The organism is Hydrogenophaga sp. NH-16 (assembly GCF_004006415.1).
Lineage (GTDB): Bacteria > Pseudomonadota > Gammaproteobacteria > Burkholderiales > Burkholderiaceae_C > Hydrogenophaga > Hydrogenophaga pseudoflava.
Map to the genome: position 1 here is coordinate 682,297 of NZ_CP029344.1, position 18,918 is coordinate 701,214.

Sequence of the window (18,918 nt, forward strand, 5' to 3'; positions counted from 1 at the left end):
CCATGGACGCGATCTCCCGCCTGCTGCAGCCGCGCAGCGTTGCCATCATCGGCGCCTCGGCCGACCCGACCAAAACCGCCGGCCGCCCGGTGGCCTATCTGCAGAAGCACGGCTTTGCCGGCCGCATCCTGCCGGTGAACCCCAAGGCCGACCGCATTGGCGACCTGCCGTGTTACCCCGACATCGCTTCGTTGCCAGAGACGCCCGATGTCGCCATCGTGCTGCTCGGTGCCGAACGTGCCCACCTCGCGGTGAAAGAGCTCTCGGCGCGCGGTTGCGCGGCCGCCATCGTGCTGGCCAGCGGCTACACCGAGACAGGTGAAGACGGCGCGCGCCGCCAGAAGCAGTTGGTGGAGGCGGCCGGGTCCATGCGCATCCTGGGCCCCAACACCATCGGGCTGGTGAACCTCACCGACAGCATCGTGCTCTCGGCCACCGGCGCGCTGGAGATGGATGAGTTCCCGGTGGGTGGCATCGGCGTGGTGTCGCAGAGTGGCGGCATCCTGGGCTCGCTGCTGTCGCGGGCGGCGGCCCGGGGCATCGGCCTGTCCAAGCTGATCTCCACCAGCAACGAGGTGGACCTGGAGCTGGCCGATTTCATCGACCACCTGGCCGACGACCCGGCCACCCAGGTGATTGCGCTGTACGTCGAAACCGTGCGCGATCCGGCCAGGTTCCGTGCCGCCTGCCTGAAGGCAGCGGGCAAGGGCAAGCCGGTGGTGGCGTTCAAGATCGGCCGTTCGGAGGCGGGCGCCCAGGCCGCCGTGTCGCACACCGGCGCCATGGCGGGCGCCGACCGCATGTACGACGCGCTGTTCCGGCAGGTGGGCGTGATCCGCGCGCGGACCTTCAACGACCTGCTGGACATCCCCGTGGCCCTGGCCACGGGCCGCCACATGCGCGGGCAGCGCGTGGCCATCCTCACCAGCACCGGCGGCGCCGGCACGCTGGTGTCCGACGACCTGGGCGTGGCGGGCTTCGAGACCCCGGCACCCGACGCGGCCACGGCCGAGGCCCTGCGCGCGCTGCAGACCGGCAGCGAAGCCGTGCTGGACCGCAACCCGATCGACGTGACCCTGGCCGGGCTGCGGCCCGACCTGCTGCGCGGCGCGATCCGCGCCCTGCTGGCCAGCCCGAGCTACGACGCACTGGTGATCATCGTCGGCTCGTCCAGCCTGGCCATGCCCGAGCTGATGGCCAACGCCATCCGCGACTGCCTGCCCGATTCGGACAAACCGGTGATGGCCTATGTGAGCCCGCACGCGCCCGACGTGGGGGCCCTGCTCACGCGCCACGGCGTGCCCGCCTTTGCGGCGGCCGAAAGCTGCACCGCCGCGCTGGCCGCCATGTTCAGGGTCGGCAGCTTTGTGGCACCGGTCGAAGAGAAGGACACGGTGGGTGTCGTCGACACGGGCGATCTGCCTTCGGGCTCGCTGGACGAGGCCCAGGCCAAGCAGCTGTTCGCGCGCTTCCAGGTGCCCTGTGCGGCCGAGCGCATCGTCACCACGCCGGCCGAAGCCGCGGCCGCGGCGCGCGAGCTGGGTGGCCGCGTGGTGCTCAAGATCCTCTCGTCGCAGATCACGCACAAGAGCGATGTGGGGGGCGTGGCCATCGGCCTCACGCCCGAGACCGTGGGTGAACGCCTGGTCAGCATGACCGCGGACGTGCAGGCCAAGGCGGGCGTGCGCCCGGACCGCTTCCTCGTGCAGGAGATGGTGGGCGGCGGCACCGAGCTGATCCTGGGCATGCACCGCGATGCACTGGGCACGGCCGTGCTGCTGGGCATGGGCGGCGTGACGGCCGAGCTGTTCAAGGACACAACCATGCGCCTGCTGACGCAGGACGCGCAGGGTCTCAAGGCGCTGAGCCGCGCCGATGCCTTGTCGATGGCAAAGGACCTCAAGACCTGGCCGCTGCTCGATGGCTTCCGGGGTCGGCCCAAGGCAGACGTGGAGGCGCTGGTGGACGCCATCGTGGCGTTCTCCCGCATGGCGGCACAACTGGGCGACCGCCTGGTGGAGGCCGAGATCAACCCGGTGTTCGTGCGCGCACAAGGCCTGGGCGTGAGCGCCGCCGACGGCGTGGTCGTGCTGGCCTGAGGAACCCGCATGACGCCACGCGTGCACCTGGAACGGGACGGCGAGATCGCTGTCATCGTGATTGACAACCCACCCATCAACGCCGGCTCGGCTGCCGTGCGGCAGGGGCTGATGACCGCCATCGAGACCCTGCGCAACGACGACACGCTGGAAGGTGCGGTGCTCATCGGCGCGGGCAGCACCTTCATCGCGGGTTCCGACCTGCGCGAGTTCGGCCAGCCGCTGACCGAGCCGCAGCTGCCGGCCGTGATTGCGGCCATCGAGACCTGTGGCAAGCCTGTGGTCGCTGCGTTGCATGGCGCCGCGCTGGGCGGGGGCTTCGAGTTGGCACTCGGCTGCGACGCACGCGTTGCCGCGCCGGGCACGGTGGTCGGTCTGCCCGAGGTGACGCTGGGCATCATCCCCGGCGCCGGTGGCACGCAGCGGCTGCCGCGCATCGTGGGCATTCCCCGCGCGATCCGGATGATCTGCTCGGGCGAACGCGTGCCCGCTGCGGCCGCGCTGGAGGCTGGTCTGGTGGACCAGATCGCCACCGAGGACCTGCGCGCAACCGCGGTCGCGCACGCCCGGCAGCTCAGGGGAGAGAAGCGGCTGGTGCGCGAACGGGGGGTGTCGCCGGCCGCGAGCGCGGAAGTGGCTGCGGCCACGACCGCTGCGTTCAAGGCGGGCAAGCGCCGGCCTGCGGTGCAGGCGGCCATCGACGCCATCACAGCGACGGCCCAGGTCGGCTTCGACGACGGGCTGGCCGACGAGCGTGCGGTGTTCCAGCGGCTGCGTGTCTCGCGCGAGGCCCGTGCCCTGCGCCACCAGTTCTTTGCCGAACGCGACAGTGCCAAACACCCGTCGCTGGGCGAGGCCACACCGCGCAAGGTCGAGCGCGTGGCGGTGATCGGCGCCGGCACCATGGGGTCGGGCATCGCCATCGCCGCACTCGACGCCGGCTACCGCGTGCTGCTGCTGGAGCAGGACGCCGCGGCGCTGGAGCGCGGGGCTGCGCGCATCCAGGCGCACTATGCCGGCCGGGTGCAGGCAGGCAAGCTGGGTGCAGGCGCAGCCGCCGCAGTGGAAGCCCGCCTGCAGACCAGCCTGGACTGGGCCGAACTGGCCAGTGCCGATCTGGTCATCGAAGCCGTGTTCGAAGACCTCGGGGTGAAGCAGCAGGTGTTCCGGCGCATCGACGCGGTGGCGCGACCGGGCGCGGTGCTGGCGTCCAATACCTCGTACCTCGATCTGGACGCCATCGCCGCGGCCACGTCAAGGCCTCAGGACGTGATCGGCCTGCATTTCTTCAGCCCGGCCCACGTCATGAAGCTGATGGAAGTGGTGCGCGGCCAGGCCTCTGCGCCCGACGCGCTGGCCACCGGCCTCGCGCTGGGCAAACGGCTGAAGAAGCGGCCGGTGCTGACCGGCAACGCCTTCGGTTTCATCGGCAACCGCCTGTACGCGGCCTACCGCCGCCAGTGCGAGTTCATGATCGAGGAGGGCGCCTGGCCCGAGCAGGTGGACGCCGCGCTGCAGGCCTTCGGTTTTGCCATGGGGCCATTCGCGGTGGCCGACCTGTCGGGTCTGGACATCGCTTGGCGCATGCGCCAGGCCCAGGCCGCCACGCGCGACCCGCGTGCACGCTATGTGCACATCCCCGACCGCCTCTGCGAAGCCGGGCGCCTGGGCCGCAAGACCGGTGCGGGCTACTACCGCTACCCCGAAGGCGGCAAGGGCCCGCAGGTGGATGAGGCCGTGCACGCACTCATCGCGCAGGCCCGCGCGGACAAGGGTCTGCAGCCCCGCGAGCTCGGCGACGACGAGATCGTGTGCCGCGCGCTGCTGGCCATCGTCAACGAGGCCGCGCTGCTGCTGGCCGAAGGCGTGGCCGAGCGTGCGACCGACGTGGACGTGGTGCTGGTCAACGGCTATGGTTTCCCGCGCTGGGAAGGCGGCGCCGTGTTCTGGGCACGCGAGCGCGGTGCCGACGCGCTGCAGGACGACATGCGTTGGCTGGCCGGGCTCAGCGGGCCGGGCTTTGTGGCCGGCGACCTGCGCCACCTGCTCACACCGGAGGACTGACCATGCACGCCGTTGAAACCTTCGCACGCTTTGCCACGGGCTTTGCCACGGGCTTTGCCCGGATGCCCTTGTCGGCCGAGGTGGCGCATCACGCCCAGCGTGCGGTGATCGACTGGTACGCCTCGATCTACCCCGGCCTGGACACACCCGCGGTGCAGGTGCTGATGCAGACCCTGGCCGACGACCTGGACCGGGGCGCAGCCCGGCTGGTGCAGGGCCGAAACGCCACCCCGCGCGCGGCGGCCCTGATCCAGGGCACGGCCGCCCACGCGGCCGAGGTGGACGACAGCTTCCGCGACGCGATGTACCACCCCGGCGCGGCCACCATTGCCGCCGCGCTGGCCGTGGCGCAATCCACAGCGGCGGGCGGTCCCGCGTTCCTGCGCGCCGTGGTGCTGGGCTACGAAATCTCCACCCGCATCGGCGTGGTGATGGGGCGCCCGCACTACCGGTACTGGCACAACACCGGCACCATGGGCAGCTTTGGCGCTGCCGCCGCCGCGGCGAGTCTGCTGCAGCTGGACGAGGCGGCCTTCGCCCACGCGCTGGCCATCGCCGCCACCATGACCGCGGGCCTGCAGCAGGCCTTCCGCCTGGAAGCCATGGCCAAACCGCTGCACGCCGGGCGTGCGGCCGAGGCCGGCGTGCTGGCCGCACAACTCGCCGCGGGCGGCCTGCGCAGCTCGCTCGACGTGCTGGAAGGCGAATCCGGGCTGGGCCAGGCCATGAGCGAAGGCCCCGACTGGTCCGCCGTGGGCGCCACGCTGGGCAGCGACTTCCACATCACCCGCCTGACCTTCAAGAACCACATCGGTTGCGGCCACACCTTCGCCGCCATCGACGGTGCCCTGGCCTTGCAGCAGCGACACGGCTTTACCCATGCCGACATCGAGCGCGTGTCGCTCGGTGTCTACCAGCCCACGCTGGACATCGCTCCCCATGTGGACCCGCAGAACGCCGACCAGGCCCGCTTCAGCCTGCATTACATGGTGGCCACCGCGCTGGTGCACGGCAGCGTGCGCCTTTCGGCCTTCGAGCCGGACCGGCTGAACGACCCGGCCACGCGGGCGCTGATGCAGCGCATTCACAAGGCGCTGGACCTCGCCGTGGACGCCGCCTTCCCGGCCCGGCGCGGTGCGCACGTGACCATCACCCTGCGCGATGGCCGCCAGCTCACGTTGCTGCAGCCCGACCGCAAGGGCGACCCGGAACTGCCGCTTTCCGACGCCGACCTCGAAGGCAAGCTGATGGAGCTGGCCACGCCGGTGATCGGCGAGACCCCGGCGCGCGCGCTGCTCGCCCGCATCTGGCAACTGCACCAGAGCGCCCAACTTCCCTGAACGGAGACAACATGACCCACGCCTTCATCTGCGACGCCGTGCGCACCCCCTTTGGCCGCTACGGCGGTGCTCTCTCCGGCGTGCGCGCCGACGACCTCGGCGCGGTCCCGCTGCGGGCCCTGATGGAGCGCCATGCGCAAATGGACTGGGAAGCGGTGGCCGACGTGGTCTACGGCTGCGCCAACCAGGCCGGCGAAGACAACCGCAATGTGGCGCGCATGAGCGCGCTGCTGGCCGGCCTGCCGGTCTCGACACCGGGCTCCACGGTCAACCGCCTGTGCGGCTCGGGCCTGGACGCGCTGGGCACGGCGGCGCGCGCCATCAGGAGCGGCGAGGCCGAGCTGATGATCGCGGGCGGTGTGGAGAGCATGAGCCGCGCGCCGTTCGTGATGCCCAAGGCCACCAGCGCCTTCTCGCGCGCCAACAGCGTGGAAGACACCACCATCGGCTGGCGCTTCGTCAACAAGCTGATGAAGGCGCAGTACGGCGTGGACAGCATGCCCGAGACGGCGGAGAACGTGGCGACCGAGTTCAACATCTCGCGCGCCGACCAGGACCGCATGGCCGTGGCCTCGCAGACCAAGGCCCTGGCGGCGCAAGAGGCGGGCGTGTTCGACGCCGAGATCGTGCCGGTGCATGTGCCGCAGAAGAAGGGCGATGCCCTGGTGGTGAACCGCGACGAACACCCGCGCGCCACCACGCTGGAGGCGCTGGCCAAACTCAAAGGTGTGGTGCGGCCTGAGGGCAGCGTGACCGCCGGCAATGCCTCGGGCGTGAACGACGGCGCCGCCGCGTTGCTGCTGGCCAGCGAAGCCGCCGCTGCGCGACATGGCCTTACGCCGCGCGCCCGGGTGGTGGGCATGGCCACCGCCGGTGTGCCGCCGCGCATCATGGGCATGGGCCCGGCACCCGCCACGCGCAAGGTGCTGGCGCTCACCGGGCTATCGCTGGCGCAGATGGACGTGATCGAACTCAACGAGGCCTTTGCCGCCCAGGGCCTGGCCGTGCTGCGCGACCTCGGCCTGGCCGACGACGACGCGCGCGTCAACCCCAACGGTGGCGCCATCGCCCTGGGCCATCCCCTGGGCGCGAGTGGCGCCCGCCTGGCCACCACCGCCGTCAACCAGCTGCACCGCAGCGGTGGCCGCTATGCGCTGTGCACCATGTGCATCGGGGTGGGGCAGGGCATTGCGGTGGTGCTGGAGCGGGTGTGACCTGACCCATTTTGTTTCGTGGGTTACCGTGGGACCAGGAAGGTGGATGGCTCGTCCACTTCTGCCTGGCCTGCCCGTTCGGGCGAAGCCACCACGAAGCGGATGGGCACCACCTCGCCGGCGTGTTGCGCCGCCTCGACGCTGGGCATGCGGACGGTGGCCGTGATGGTGGTGGCCTCTGCCGGCCCCAGCTCTGCGGTGATGGGTTGGTGAAGGCTCACCAGGTGAGACGGCTCCACGGCCACCACCACCCTGCGGGTGTGGTCCGACGCGTTCATCAGCTGCAGCGTGTAGACGTTCTCCACCGCCCCCTGTTCCACCTGGCGCGCCATGACCGAGCGGTCGCGGATGACGTTCATGCGGACTTCCGGCCGGGTGGCGAATGCTGCGACGGTGGCGGCGATCACCAGGGTCAGAAGACCGCCGTAGACCCAGACCCGGGTGCGCCACACGCGCCGCAGGAAGGGGCGCCGGCTGCTGGCGGCACCACCCAGTTCGTGCAGGGAGGCCATGCGGATCAGGCCCTTGGGGGCGTGCACCTTGTCCATCACGTCGTCGCAGGCGTCGATGCACAGGCCGCAGCCGATGCACGCGGCCTGCAGGCCGTTGCGGATGTCGATGCCCGTGGGACAGACCTGCACGCACAGGGTGCAGTCGATGCAGTGACCCTGGTTCACGCTCCGATGGTCGTTGTCGACACGGCCGCGCCGGGGTTCACCCCGCCGGTGGTCGTAGGCCACGTTGAGGGTGCGCTCGTCCATCAGCGAGCCCTGGAAGCGTCCGTAGGGGCACATGTGCAGACAGACCTTCTCGCGCACCAGGCCGGCGTTGAGGTAGGTGAACAGGCCGTAGAACAGGACCCAGAAACTGGTCCAGGGCCCCACGGACAGTGACAGGATGTCGGCCGCCAGCGGCCGGATGGCGGTGAAATAACCCACGAAGGTGAAGCCCGTCCACAGGCCAAACGCCGCCCAGGCCAGGTGCTTGCCGCCCCGGCGCAGCAGCTTCTCCGGGCCCCAGCCCGCCTGGTCCAGGCGCTTGCGGTTCTGCGGGCTGCCTTCAAACCGGTGTTCGATCCACATGAAGAGGGACGTGTAGACGGTCTGGGGACAGGCGAAGCCACACCAGACCCGCCCGACCACCGCGGTGGCAAAGAACAGCAGCAGGGCGCTGATGACCAGCAGGGCCGCGAGGTAGATGAGGTCCTGCGGAAAGAGCACGGCGCCGAACAGGTAGAAGCGCTTGGCTTCGAGGTCGAACAGCACGGCCTGCCGCGCGTTCCAGGTCAGCCATGGCACGCCGTAGAAGAAGGCCTGCGTCAACCACACGAAGGTCCAGCGCCAGCGGTTGAAGAGGCCCTGGGTGGCGCGGGCGTGGATCTTGTCAACGGGTGTCCAGGCTTCGACGGGCTGGATCGGGATGACTTTGGGCATGGGGTGCCTCGTGGGTGTTTACGGGTGTGGAAGGTGGTGCAAGCCGGCGCGCAGCATCTGATGGGTCTGGACCAGCGATGACCACAGCGGCTGGTCGCCCAGCCATTCGTCGGCGCGCAGAAAACTCTGCTGGAACTGCACGTCGCCGCAGGCGGCCGACGACCACAGGTCCGGGTTCTCGCCAGGGTGCACGGTGAGTCCGTTCTCCTCGGAGCGGACGAGCAGCATGCCTTCGATCTGGCCTGCGGTCTGCACTGGCAGCAACAACGAGAAACCATCCCATTGCAGGTTGGGCACCCCGCGCAGCAGCCCATGAAACTGCCAGCCCAGTCCCATGGTCCTGGCCTCCAGGGGTGGCGACTCCAGCGCCGAAGCGCCTGCTGTCGCGCCGCCGAGCAGGTCGGGCAGGTGCAGTTCCCTCTGGCCGATGTTGTCGGTCCTGACCAGGGCCTCGACCACCAGGCGCTGGGACAGGAATACCAGCCGGTCCGCGGGATGCAGGCCCTGCAGCCAGTGGCGGGCGCCCGGGTCGCGGAACAGGTCTTCCAGTTGGCCGCCCTGTCCACCCAGGTGTCTGGGCACGCCCACGCCGAGGCACCCGCTGGCGGCCATGTCGGCCAGTCGCACCAGGGCACAAGGCAGGGCCGCGCGCGGTTGAACGCGGAGGAGGGCGGTGTGTGCAGACATGCGTCCATGGTGCCGCCGGGGGCTCTGATGCGCAGGATTCAGATGGATTGAAAACCGACCGTATCAGCTGTGCGCTGCTCCCCATGGATATGCCTGCTTCTGATACGACCCTTCTTCAGGAAAAGGTCGGACACTGCGGCAGATGAGCCGCGTGCCTTCGACCGCCCTACCATCGAGCCTTCCCCTGGAGGTCCTCGAAGACATGTCGTCCGGCACCTTGACGCGTTACCAGCAACTCGCCGATGAACTGGCGGGCAGCATCCGTGCGGGGGTGCTGCGCCCGGGCGACCGCCTGCCCTCGGTGCGCGAGCTGCGCCGCCAGCGGGGCATCAGTCCTTCCACCATCTTCCAGGCCTATGCACAGCTGGAATCCGACGGGCTGGTCGAGGCGCGGTTGCGGTCCGGCTACTTCGTGCGCGCACGGCGACCGCTCACCGGCCAGCCGCCGGAAGCGGCCCAACCCAGCGGGCGGATCACCCCGGTGGCGATCAGCGAACTGGTGTTCGAGTTGCTGGGTTCCACGCGCGATGTGGACGTGGTGCCGCTGGGCTCGGCCTTCCCGGCGCCCGAGCTGTTCCCGTTCGAGGCTTTGGCCCGGGGCGGGGCGCGGGCCATGCGTCGCCTGCGGCCGGCGCAGATTTCGGGCGCGCTGACCGCGGGCGACGAAACCCTGCGGGCCCAGGTCGGGCGGCGCTACGCGCTCAACGGCGTGTCCCTGCTGCCCGACGAACTCATCGTGACCAACGGTGCCATGGAAGCGCTCAACCTGTGCCTGCAGGCGGTGACGCAGCCGGGGGATGTGGTGGTGGTCGAGTCGCCCACCTTCTACGCGGCGCTGCAGGCACTGGAGCGCCTGCACCTGAAGGCGGTGGAGGTCGAGACCGACCCGGCCGAGGGTGTGCGGCTGGACGCGCTCGAAACCCTGCTCCAGCGCCAGAAGGTGGCCGCCTGCTGGTTCATGCCGACCTTCCAGAACCCGCTGGGTGCGCTGATGTCCAACGCCAAAAAACAGGCCCTGGTGCAGCTGCTGGCGCGCCACGGGGTGCCCCTCATCGAGGACGACGTGTACGCCGAGCTGCACTTCGGCGCGCGCCGGCCCCTGCCCGCCAAGGCCTTCGACCAGGAAGGTCTGGTGCTGCACTGCTCGTCGTTCTCCAAATCGCTGGCACCGGGTTACAGGGTCGGCTGGGCCGCCGCCGGGCGTTACGCCAGGCACGTCGAGCGCCTGAAGATGATGACCTCGCTGGCCTCGCCCATACCGCCGCAACTGGCCGTGGCCGAATACCTGGTGCAGGGCGGTTTCGAGCGCCACCTGCGCCATCTGCGCGAAGCCCTCAAAACCCAGCACACGGCGGCCCGGGCGCTGATCGAGCGCTTTTTTCCGAAGGGCACCCGCATGACCGAGCCGCAGGGTGGCTACTTCGTGTGGCTGGAACTGCCGCCGGGCGTGGACGCCCTGGCCCTGCACCACCAGGCCATGGCGCAGTCCATCAGCACGGCGCCCGGGGTGCTGTTCTCGGCCGACCGGCGCTTCACGCGGCACCTGCGCCTGAACGTCGGGCACCCGGTCGGCCCGCCGGTCAGGGCCGCCCTGAAGCGGCTGGGCAGCATGGCCAGAGAGCAGATCGCTGCGGCCGGGGATTGAACACCACCGAGGTGATGCACCACATGAATCAAGTCGCCCCGGCCCCCACCGTGCTGGACTCGGATGAGGTTGCCGCTGCCGCAGAGAAGCCCACGGTGCCCGGCTTCAAAGGCATGTGGGTCGCGGTGTGCCTGGAGTACCTGGAGTTCGCGGTGTTTTTCAGCGTGTACTTCGTCTCGCGCTGGTTCAACCCGCAGGCGTTTCAGGAAGGGGCCGCGCGCCTGTGGACTCTGGGCGGTGTCTGCGTCACCCTGGTCATGGTCACCAGCGGCTATGCGCTGACCCAGGCGCTCGATGCCCATCGCCACCACGACGTGCGGCGCGCCCTGCAGTGGCAGCTGGCCGCCCTGGTCATCGGGCTGTGCTATCCGGTCCTCAAGCTGCTGGAATGGCAGTGGAACCAGGCCCACGGCATCGACGCGGGCAGCGGCATCTTCGTCGTTGTGTATTACTACCTGACCATCAACCACTTCGTGCACGCCTGCTGGGGCTTGGGCGGCATGGTCTGGTGTCTGGCGCGTGCGCGTGCCGGCGCGTACTCGGGTGGTGATGTGCGCGGCTTGGAGTCGCTGGCCACCTACTGGCACGCCACCGACCTGGTGTGGCTGATGATTTTTGCGCTGTTCTACGCCTTCGCCTGAGGTGCCCGGATGAAACTGAGAGCCCCGTTCATTGCCTGGCTGCTGATGGTGGTGTTGACCTGCCTGAGCGTGCTGGCCGCGCATGAGGCGCACACAGGTGCCAGCCGCGCCTGGATGACGGCCGCGGTGGCACTCATCGCCTGGGGCAAGGGGCTGCTGCTGATCCGGCACTTCCTCGAATCGCACCGGGCCGGTGCGGTGTTTCACCGCATCGTGCTGGGGTTTGCCGCCCTGGCACCGCTGGCCTTGCTGGTGAGCGGCTGGCGGGAGCTGGGTGGAGGGTGACAGGGGGCCAGGTGTTGCCACCGCCTGCCTGGCGGTGCGCCGGCCGGTCGCTGGTGAGGGGCCGTGGCGTCGGACTCGATCCACGAGATGCGGGCACTGCACGGCACAGAAGTGAGGTCGCCCAGAGGCAGTGGAAACCCTGATCTGAGCGGCCATTCATTTCCATTCAGTGGAATTGGAATGATGTGCTGAATCGCCTGGGCGCCTAGAGTCTTCCCAGCTTCCCCGGTTCGTCTGTGGCCGACCCGGTGGGGCTTGACAGACATCGCTGTGCACAACACCGGAGACATTCATGCAACCTTCCTTCACCCAGGGCTTCAAGGCCTTTGCCAAGGCCGCGACAGGCTTGACCGTCGCACTGGTCGTGGGCCTGTCCAGTGCCCACGCCTTCCCCGACAAACCCATCAAGCTGGTGGTGCCCTTTGCTCCCGCCGGTGGCACCGACCTGATCGCCCGCACGCTGGCGGTGGAGATGGCCAAGGAGCTGGGGCAACCCGTCGTGGTGGACAACAAGCCGGGCGCCAGCACCATTATCGGAACCGACCTGGTGGCCAAGAGTGCACCCGATGGCTACACGCTGGTGGTCTCGTCGATCGCGCACGCGGTCAACCCCAGCCTGATGGCGAAGATGCCCTACTCGACCGAGAAGGACTTCACGCCCGTGTCCATGATCGTGCGCTCGCCCAACGTGCTGGTGGTGCGCGCCGACAGCCCGTTCAAGTCGGTCAAGGACATCGTCGCCGCCGCGAAAGCCGATCCGGACAAGCTGACCTACGCCTCGCCCGGCAACGGCACCTCGTCCCACCTGGCCGGTGCGCTGTTCGCCGACATGGCCAAGGTCCAGATCAAGCACGTGGCCTACAAGGGTTCGGGCCCCGCGCTCACCGACCTGCTGGGCGGTCAGACCGACATGATCTTTGCCACCTCCGGCTCGGTCGGCGGCTTCATCGACAGCGGCAAGCTGCGGGCACTGGCCATCACCTCGGCCGAGCGCTCCACGGCCTATCCCGGTGTGCCGACCGTGGCCGAGGCTGGCGTGCCCGGCTACGCCACCGAAGGCTGGTATGGCTTCTACGCGCCGGCTGGCACGCCCGCGGCCGTGATCGACAAGCTCAACGCCGCGACGCGCAAGGCCGCCGCGAGCGAGATCTTCAGGTCCAAGGTGGTGAACGAGGGCATGGTCGTGCAGACCGGCACGCCGGCCGAGTTCGACGCCTTCGTGCGCGCCGAAATCGTGCGCTGGTCCAAGATTGTCAAGGCCGATGTGCTCGCCAAGTGAGGCGGCTGCCATGAAGCCCGTTCTCCACGGTGTCCGGGTGCTCGACCTGACCCATGTGCTGGCCGGCCCGTTCGCGGGCTACCAGCTGGCGGTGATGGGCGCCGAGGTCATCAAGATCGAGTCGCCCGAGGAACCCGACCAGGCACGTTACCAGGGCTCGGACGCCGCGCTCAACGACGCCGGCATGGGCACGGCCTTCCTGTCGCAGGCGTCGAACAAGAAGGCCCTGGCGCTCAACCTCAAGACCGAGGCGGGGCGCCAGGTGCTGCGGCAACTGGTGATGACCGCCGACGTGCTGATCGAGAACTACCGCCCCGGCGCCTTCGAGGCATTGGGCCTGGGCTATGCGGACCTGTCGGCCATCAACCCGCGGCTGGTCTACTGCTCCATCTCGGCTTTCGGCAGCTCCGGCCCCAAGCGCGAGCTGACCGCCTACGACGGCGTGGTGCAGGCCTACGCCGGGATGATGGCCATGACCGGCGAGCCGGGCACCCCGCCCGTGAAATGCGGCGCCCCCGTGGTCGACTACGCCACGGGCACCACCGCCGCCATGGCCATCCTGGCGGCGCTGCTGCAGCGCAGCCAGGACGACGGCCTGGGCCAGTTCGTCGAGGTGGCGATGTCGGACGTGGCCATGATCCTCGCCAGCTCGCACCTGACCGGCTACCTGTGGAACGGCGCGCACCCGGAGCAGAAGGGCAACCGCTACCCGTTTGCCACCATCGGTTGTTACCCGGCCAGCGATGGCCCCCTGATGGTGTCCGCGTCCAACCTGCGGCAGCAGCGGCGGCTGTGGGAAGCACTGGGCCGCGCCGATCTGGTCAAAGACAACAACCGGGACCGGATCAACGGCTATGCCGAAGAGGCCGAGGCACTGACCCGGATCATCGCCACCGGATCGGTGAGCCACTGGGAGACGCTGCTGCGGGAACACCGCGTACCGGTGTCGCGGGTGCAGCGCATGGAGGCCATGCTGGCGGACGAACACGTGCAAGGCCGCAAGGTGCTGCACCGGTTCGCCGACGAGGCTGGTGCGCTGGCGGGGCTGACCGTGCCGGTGTCCGGCTTTCAGCTCTCGCGCAGCCCGGTGCAGGTCACCTCACCGCCACAAGCCGTGGGCGCGCAGAACCAGGAGCTGCTCACGGCCCTGGGTTACCCGCCTGCCGACATTGATGCCCTGCGCGCCCAGGGCGTGATCGCCTGAGCGGGCGGCCCCCACAACCCGAATGCCGAAACCCCCAATGAACCTACTCTCACAACCCGCTTCCTTTCGGCGCCGCGAACTGATCCTGGCCGCCGGCCTGGCCTGCGCATCCGTGCCCGCGCTGGCACAAACGACGCCCAGCTTCCCGGCCAGACCGGTGCGCCTGGTGGTGCCGTTTCCCACCGGCGGCGGTACCGACAACATGGCCCGGGCCCTGGCCGACAGCCTGTCGAAGATGTGGGGGCAGACGGTCGTCGTGGACAACAAGGCAGGGGCCGGCACCGTGGTGGGCAACGACTTCGTGTCCAAGAGCGCGCCCGACGGCCTGACCTTGCTGCTCAACACCAGCGCCGTCGCCATCGTGCCGGGTCTGAACTCTAGGCTGCCGTACCCCGCCGAGACCGGGCTGAGCGCGGTGACCACGCTCGGCCATGCACCCAATGTGGCGGTGGTGCGGCCCGACAGCCCGATCCGCTCGGCCTCCGACCTTCTGGCGCAGGTGCGCGCCCGGCCCGGGAGCTTCACCTACGGTTCGGCCGGCAACGGCACCTCCACCCACCTGGCCGCCGAGCTGCTCAAGACCACGGCCATGGTGTTCATGGTCCATGTGCCCTACCGCGGCGCCACCCCGGCCATGACCGACCTCATGGGCGGGCAGATCGACCTGGCCTTCGGCACCTTGCCCAGCGTCGCGCCCTACCTGGCCAACGGCAAGCTGCGCGCGCTCGCCGTCACCAGCGCGACGCGCACGGCCCTGCTGCCCGATGTGCCCACCTTTGCCGAATCGGGGCTCACCGGGTACGCCGCGCCGGTCTGGTACGGCATCTTCGTGGCCGGTGGCACACCGGCGCCGCTGGTGCAGCAGCTGTACCAGTCGATCCAGCGCGCGGCCGACAGCGAAGAGTTCCGCAAGCGCATCCGGGCCGAGGGGCTGACACTGACGCTGGACCCGCCGGCCGTGGCCGACGCGCTCTACCGCGCCGACATCGCCAAGTGGAAGCAGGTGATCCAGGTCCAGTCCATCAAGGCGGACTGAGCGTGACGGGGTGTGTGTCGGGCCGGGCCGCCGCCCGCGAGCAGATCGAGGCGCTGGAATCGGCCTGCGAGCGCATTGCGCAGCCGGTGCTCGGGCAGCATCTGGTCTGGCGCAGGGTGGGCAGTGGCCCGCCTCTGGTGCTGCTGCACGGGGGCCATGGCAGCTGGCTCCATTGGGCCCGCGTGATACCTGCGCTTTCCGCCAGCTTCACTCTGTGGATGCCCGACATGCCGGGCTACGGCGACTCGACATTGACGCCCACGCAGGGGCTCGACGAGCTCGTCGCCCAGTTGCGCCAGGGGCTGGATGCTTTGTTGGGTGCGCGCACCCCGATCCTGCTGGGCGGGTTTTCTTTCGGCGGCCTGGTCAGTGCCCAGCTGGCCGCACAGTGTGACCATGTGCAGCGCCTGGTGCTGATCGGTCCGGCCGGACACGGCGGCCCCCGCCGGCAGACCGTGACGCCCTTGCCGTGGCGGGACCTGGACCCCGATGCCGACCCCGTGGGCTGGGCGAGCCGCATGCGGCACAACCTGCTCGCGCAGATGCTCCACAGCGAGACCGCCGTGGACGCGCTGGCCCTGGAGATCCAGTGGCGCGGCTGCCTGAACACCCGGTTTCGCAGCAAGCCGTTCTCCCGCTCGGCGGCGCTCGCGCCGGCGCTGAGCCGCTACCCGGGGGAAGTGCTGACCATCTGGGGCGAGCACGATGTTACCGCTGTGCCGCGCGACAAGGCCGATGGCGTGGCACCGCAGGGCGCCCTGCGCAGGCAGCGGGTGGTGGGCGGCGCGGGACACTGGCTCATGCACGAACGTCCCGCCGCCACCGCCCTGCTGATGCGACAGGGCCTGGCCGCAGCATGAGGCGTGCACGCCGCGCGCGGATCAGGCTGCGACAGCTTCCTCTTGGCGGCGCCTGGACAGCATCCGCATGCCCGCCGGCACCACCAGCATCAGCACCGCCGCGGTCCACAGGCCGATGGTGATCGGGCTGCCCACCAGGATGCCCGCGTCGCCGTTGCTGATGGACAGGGCGCGGCGCAGGTTCTGTTCCATCATGTCGCCCAGCACGAAGCCCAGGATCAGCGGCGCCATGGGCACACCCTGCTTGCGCAGCCCGTAGGCAGCAAAGCCGAGCGCGGTCATCAGCACCAGGTCGAAGGTGGTGGCGTGCACCGCGTACACACCCACGCTGCTGACGGCCACGATGCCGGGCACCAGCAGCCAGTTGGGCACGCTCAGCACCTTGGTGAACACGCCCACCAGCGGGATGTTCATCACCAGCAGGATGACGTTGGCCAGGAACAGCGAGGCGATCAGGCCCCACACCAGGTCGGGCTGCTGGGTGAACAGCGCCGGACCGGGCGTGATGTTGTAGAGCGAGAGCGCGCCCACCATCACCGCCGTGGTGCCCGAGCCGGGCACGCCCAGCGTGAGCATGGGCACGAAGGAGCCAGTGGCGGCCGAGTTGTTGGCCGCCTCGGGCGCGGCCACGCCGCGGATGTCACCCTTGCCGAACGTGCCGTCTATGTCGGTCAGGCGCTTTTCCATCGAGTAGGTCATGGCGCTGGCAATTGTTGCGCCGGCCCCCGGCAGCACGCCGACCACGAAGCCCACCACGCTGGAGCGCACGGTGCCCCACCAGGTGTGGGCCAGCTCTTTGAGGTTGAAGAGCATGCGGCCGGTCTGCGTGACCAGGCCGGTGCTGCTGTGGTGCTCCTGCAGCATCAGCAGCAGCTCGCTGATGGAGAACACGCCGATGACGACCACCACGAACTGGATGCCGTCGGAGAGGTGGATGTCGCCGCCGGTGAAGCGGTAGACGCCGGAGTTCGAATCCAGCCCGACGCAGGACATGGACAGGCCGATGATGGCCGCCAGCCCGGCCTTGACCGGCGCGTCGCCCATCAGGCCCGCGATGCAGGCGAAGGCGAAGCACATGAGCGCGAAGTACTCGGCCGGCCCGAAGGACAGCGCCCAGCTGGCCAGCAGCGGTGCGAACAGCACGATGCCCAGCGTGGCGATCAGCGAGCCCACGAAGGAGCTCCAGGCGGAGATGGACAGCGCCACGCCGCCCAGGCCCTGGCGCGCCATGGGGTAGCCATCCAGCGCGGTCATGATGGCGCCCGCGTCGCCCGGCACGTTGAGCAGGATGGACGAGATGCGGCCCCCGTATTCGCAGCCGATGTAGACCGCGGCCAGCAGGATCAGCGAGGTCTCGGCCGGCAGCTTCATGGCAAAGGCCAGCGGCATGAGGATGGCCACGCCGTTGATGGGGCCCAGGCCGGGCAGCAGGCCGACGATGGTGCCGATGAAGCAACCGACCGCGGCGATCAGCAGGTTGGTGGGGCTGAGCGCGACGCCGAAGCCCGCCACCAAGTGTTGCAGGATCTCCATGTCAGCTTCCTCCGAGCAGGGTGGCCAGCGGGCCGGCGGGCAGCACCACGTCCAGCAGCTTGTCGAACAACAGGTAGAGCACCAGCCCCAGCGCAGCACCGCCGGTGAGCGACCGTTTCCAGCTGCCGCCAAACGCCATCCCCACGGGCACGGCCATCAGCGCGGTGGCCAGCGGAAAGCCCAGCCACTGGAACAGCAGGGCGTACACCAGCACCGCCGCAGCGCACAGGGCGGTGGGTTTCCAGGGCACGCCGTGAAAGGCCTCGGCGCCGGCACTGGGTTTGAGCACCAGCCACAGGCCCGAGAGACCCAGGCCACTGGCCAGCAGCAGCGGAAACGCGCGCGGGCCGACGGGTTCGTAAGAGATGGCGGCGGCGTAGTCTTGCGCGGCCCAGGCCATGGCGGCGGACGCGAGAACACACACCGCGCCGAGGACGCGGTCACTCATGGGGGACTCCGTGGGGAAAGGGGCGGGGCCTTGGCAGGCCCCGCGAGCGTCATTTGGCGGGGACGACGTTCAGGCCGAACTCTTCGGCCAGCTTGCGGTAGCCGGCCACCTGCTTCTTGACGTAGGCGTCCAGCGGCGCGCCGGTCAGGGCCATGGGGAACAGGCCGCGCTCGTTGCGCAGCTTGTCGTAGGCGGGCGTGGCCATCAGCTTGGTGAAGGTGTCGGCCCAGACCTTGTAGTCGGCGTCGCTGACCTTGGGACCCAGGTAAAAAGCCGCGCACGATCGGCCAGTCCACGTCGTAGCCCTGTTCGGTGGCGGTGGGAATGTTGGCCATGTCGCCGGGCAGGCGCTTGTCGTTCATCACCGCCAGGATGCGCACCTTGGCGCCGGCCTTGATCTGCTGCTGGGCCTCGGCCGCGTCGCCGGTGAAGACGTGGATGTGGCCGCCCTGCAGCGCGGTCAGCGCCTCGCCGCCGCCCTCGAAAGCCACGTAGCGCATGGTCTTGGGGTTCACGCCACCGGCGCGCGCGGTGAGTGCGGCCTTCATCCAGTCCTGGCTGCCCACGGTGCCGCCCGCGCCCAGCACCACCTTGGTCGGGTCGGCCTTCATGGCGGCCATCACGTCCTTCAGGGTCTTGTAAGGCGAGTTCTCGGCCACCACCACTGCGCCGTAGTCGGTACCGATGGCGGCGAGCCAGCGCACGTCGTTCTCGGTGTAGCGGCCGAACTTGCCCTGGGCCAGGTTCAGCAGCGAGCCGCCGGAGAAGGCGACGATGGCGTTGGCTGCGTCCGGCTTTTGCGCGATGACGGTGTTGTAGGCCACGGCGCCGATACCACCGGGCATGTAGGTCACGCGCATCGGGTCGGCGATGAACTTGCCTTCCTGCAGCGCGCTCTGCACCAGCTTGCAGGTCAGGTCGAAGCCGCCGCCCGGCTTGGCCGGGGCGATGCACTCGGTCTTGTCCAGCGGGTTGGCGAAGGCGGTCAGGGCAGAGGCCGCGACGGCGGTGGCGACGAGCTTGAATGCGACGTTCATGAAGGTGTCTCCTCGATGGGGTGGAAGCCACGCAGCACAGGCGCTGCGGTGAGGGCACTGTAGAAACCGGGCACTTTCAACGTGCTTTCAGAAAACCGGCCCAAAACCCCGGG

General features: G+C 69.5%; 15 protein-coding genes and 1 pseudogene. 11 read left to right on the top strand and 5 right to left on the bottom strand.

Annotated features, from left to right (window positions below; translation table 11 throughout):
• Positions 1-2: 2 nt before the first annotated feature.
• Genes DD542_RS03285 through pcaF form a run of 4 tightly spaced genes read left to right on the top strand, consistent with a single transcriptional unit; the run spans position 3 to position 6,717 of the window.
• Positions 3-2,099, top strand: coding sequence for an acetate--CoA ligase family protein (locus DD542_RS03285; RefSeq protein WP_127803783.1), 2,097 nt, complete (start codon positions 3-5; stop codon positions 2,097-2,099).
• Positions 2,100-2,108: 9 nt separating this feature from the next.
• The gene (locus DD542_RS03290; RefSeq protein WP_127803785.1) at positions 2,109-4,163 is read left to right on the top strand and encodes a 3-hydroxyacyl-CoA dehydrogenase NAD-binding domain-containing protein; all 2,055 of its coding nucleotides are present in this window, start codon (positions 2,109-2,111) and stop codon (positions 4,161-4,163) included.
• A gap of 2 nt (positions 4,164-4,165) precedes the next feature.
• Complete coding sequence (locus DD542_RS03295) at positions 4,166-5,503, top strand: MmgE/PrpD family protein (RefSeq protein WP_127803787.1); 1,338 nt, start codon at positions 4,166-4,168, stop codon at positions 5,501-5,503.
• 11 nt (positions 5,504-5,514) lie between these two features.
• Positions 5,515-6,717: a 3-oxoadipyl-CoA thiolase gene (gene pcaF, locus DD542_RS03300; RefSeq protein ID WP_127803789.1), complete on the top strand. Its 1,203-nt coding sequence runs from the start codon at positions 5,515-5,517 to the stop codon at positions 6,715-6,717.
• A gap of 23 nt (positions 6,718-6,740) precedes the next feature.
• Here pcaF and ccoG read toward each other — a convergent pair whose 3' ends face one another.
• Entirely contained in the window at positions 6,741-8,150 is a 1,410-nt protein-coding gene (gene ccoG, locus DD542_RS03305) for a cytochrome c oxidase accessory protein CcoG (protein ID WP_127803791.1), read from the bottom strand.
• A gap of 18 nt (positions 8,151-8,168) precedes the next feature.
• Positions 8,169-8,837, bottom strand: a complete 669-nt coding sequence (locus tag DD542_RS03310) for a hypothetical protein (RefSeq protein WP_127803793.1) — start codon at positions 8,835-8,837, stop codon at positions 8,169-8,171.
• A gap of 202 nt (positions 8,838-9,039) precedes the next feature.
• Here DD542_RS03310 and DD542_RS03315 point away from each other — a divergent pair, with 202 nt between their 5' ends.
• From DD542_RS03315 to DD542_RS03345, 7 genes are all read left to right on the top strand, one after another.
• On the top strand, positions 9,040-10,482 hold the full coding sequence (locus tag DD542_RS03315) for a PLP-dependent aminotransferase family protein (protein WP_241559768.1): 1,443 nt from the start codon (positions 9,040-9,042) through the stop codon (positions 10,480-10,482).
• Positions 10,483-10,505: 23 nt separating this feature from the next.
• Complete coding sequence (locus tag DD542_RS03320) at positions 10,506-11,123, top strand: cytochrome c oxidase subunit 3 (protein ID WP_127803795.1); 618 nt, start codon at positions 10,506-10,508, stop codon at positions 11,121-11,123.
• 9 nt (positions 11,124-11,132) lie between these two features.
• On the top strand, positions 11,133-11,408 hold the full coding sequence (locus DD542_RS03325; RefSeq protein ID WP_079366008.1) for a hypothetical protein: 276 nt from the start codon (positions 11,133-11,135) through the stop codon (positions 11,406-11,408).
• Between the two features lie 292 nt (positions 11,409-11,700).
• Positions 11,701-12,687 carry a tripartite tricarboxylate transporter substrate binding protein gene (locus DD542_RS03330; protein ID WP_127803797.1) on the top strand — a complete coding sequence of 329 codons (987 nt, stop codon included), beginning with the start codon at positions 11,701-11,703 and terminating at the stop codon, positions 12,685-12,687.
• A 10-nt stretch (positions 12,688-12,697) separates the two neighbouring features.
• Complete coding sequence (locus DD542_RS03335) at positions 12,698-13,891, top strand: CoA transferase (RefSeq protein WP_127803799.1); 1,194 nt, start codon at positions 12,698-12,700, stop codon at positions 13,889-13,891.
• Positions 13,892-13,928: 37 nt separating this feature from the next.
• Positions 13,929-14,927, top strand: coding sequence for a tripartite tricarboxylate transporter substrate binding protein (locus DD542_RS03340; protein WP_127803801.1), 999 nt, complete (start codon positions 13,929-13,931; stop codon positions 14,925-14,927).
• A 2-nt stretch (positions 14,928-14,929) separates the two neighbouring features.
• Positions 14,930-15,787, top strand: coding sequence for an alpha/beta fold hydrolase (locus DD542_RS03345; RefSeq protein ID WP_241559670.1), 858 nt, complete (start codon positions 14,930-14,932; stop codon positions 15,785-15,787).
• 21 nt (positions 15,788-15,808) lie between these two features.
• Here DD542_RS03345 and DD542_RS03350 read toward each other — a convergent pair whose 3' ends face one another.
• From DD542_RS03350 to DD542_RS03360, 3 genes and pseudogenes are all read right to left on the bottom strand, one after another.
• On the bottom strand, positions 15,809-17,320 hold the full coding sequence (locus DD542_RS03350) for a tripartite tricarboxylate transporter permease (RefSeq protein ID WP_127803803.1): 1,512 nt from the start codon (positions 17,318-17,320) through the stop codon (positions 15,809-15,811).
• Position 17,321: 1 nt separating this feature from the next.
• Complete coding sequence (locus tag DD542_RS03355; RefSeq protein WP_127803805.1) at positions 17,322-17,768, bottom strand: tripartite tricarboxylate transporter TctB family protein; 447 nt, start codon at positions 17,766-17,768, stop codon at positions 17,322-17,324.
• Positions 17,769-17,817: 49 nt separating this feature from the next.
• Positions 17,818-18,805: pseudogene (locus DD542_RS03360) on the bottom strand (tripartite tricarboxylate transporter substrate binding protein).
• Positions 18,806-18,918: the final 113 nt, after the last annotated feature.

Excerpts from the sequence above, each read along its gene's own strand:
- DD542_RS03285 (WP_127803783.1), top strand. The coding sequence starts at position 3 with ATGGACGCGATCTCCCGCCTGCTGCAGCCGCGCAGCGTTGCCATCATC.
- DD542_RS03290 (WP_127803785.1), top strand. The coding sequence starts at position 2,109 with ATGACGCCACGCGTGCACCTGGAACGGGACGGCGAGATCGCTGTCATC.
- DD542_RS03295 (WP_127803787.1), top strand. The coding sequence starts at position 4,166 with ATGCACGCCGTTGAAACCTTCGCACGCTTTGCCACGGGCTTTGCCACG.
- pcaF (WP_127803789.1), top strand. The coding sequence starts at position 5,515 with ATGACCCACGCCTTCATCTGCGACGCCGTGCGCACCCCCTTTGGCCGC.
- ccoG (WP_127803791.1), bottom strand. The coding sequence starts at position 8,150 with ATGCCCAAAGTCATCCCGATCCAGCCCGTCGAAGCCTGGACACCCGTT.
- DD542_RS03310 (WP_127803793.1), bottom strand. The coding sequence starts at position 8,837 with ATGTCTGCACACACCGCCCTCCTCCGCGTTCAACCGCGCGCGGCCCTG.
- DD542_RS03315 (WP_241559768.1), top strand. The coding sequence starts at position 9,040 with ATGTCGTCCGGCACCTTGACGCGTTACCAGCAACTCGCCGATGAACTG.
- DD542_RS03320 (WP_127803795.1), top strand. The coding sequence starts at position 10,506 with ATGAATCAAGTCGCCCCGGCCCCCACCGTGCTGGACTCGGATGAGGTT.
- DD542_RS03325 (WP_079366008.1), top strand. The coding sequence starts at position 11,133 with ATGAAACTGAGAGCCCCGTTCATTGCCTGGCTGCTGATGGTGGTGTTG.
- DD542_RS03330 (WP_127803797.1), top strand. The coding sequence starts at position 11,701 with ATGCAACCTTCCTTCACCCAGGGCTTCAAGGCCTTTGCCAAGGCCGCG.
- DD542_RS03335 (WP_127803799.1), top strand. The coding sequence starts at position 12,698 with ATGAAGCCCGTTCTCCACGGTGTCCGGGTGCTCGACCTGACCCATGTG.
- DD542_RS03340 (WP_127803801.1), top strand. The coding sequence starts at position 13,929 with ATGAACCTACTCTCACAACCCGCTTCCTTTCGGCGCCGCGAACTGATC.
- DD542_RS03350 (WP_127803803.1), bottom strand. The coding sequence starts at position 17,320 with ATGGAGATCCTGCAACACTTGGTGGCGGGCTTCGGCGTCGCGCTCAGC.
- DD542_RS03355 (WP_127803805.1), bottom strand. The coding sequence starts at position 17,768 with ATGAGTGACCGCGTCCTCGGCGCGGTGTGTGTTCTCGCGTCCGCCGCC.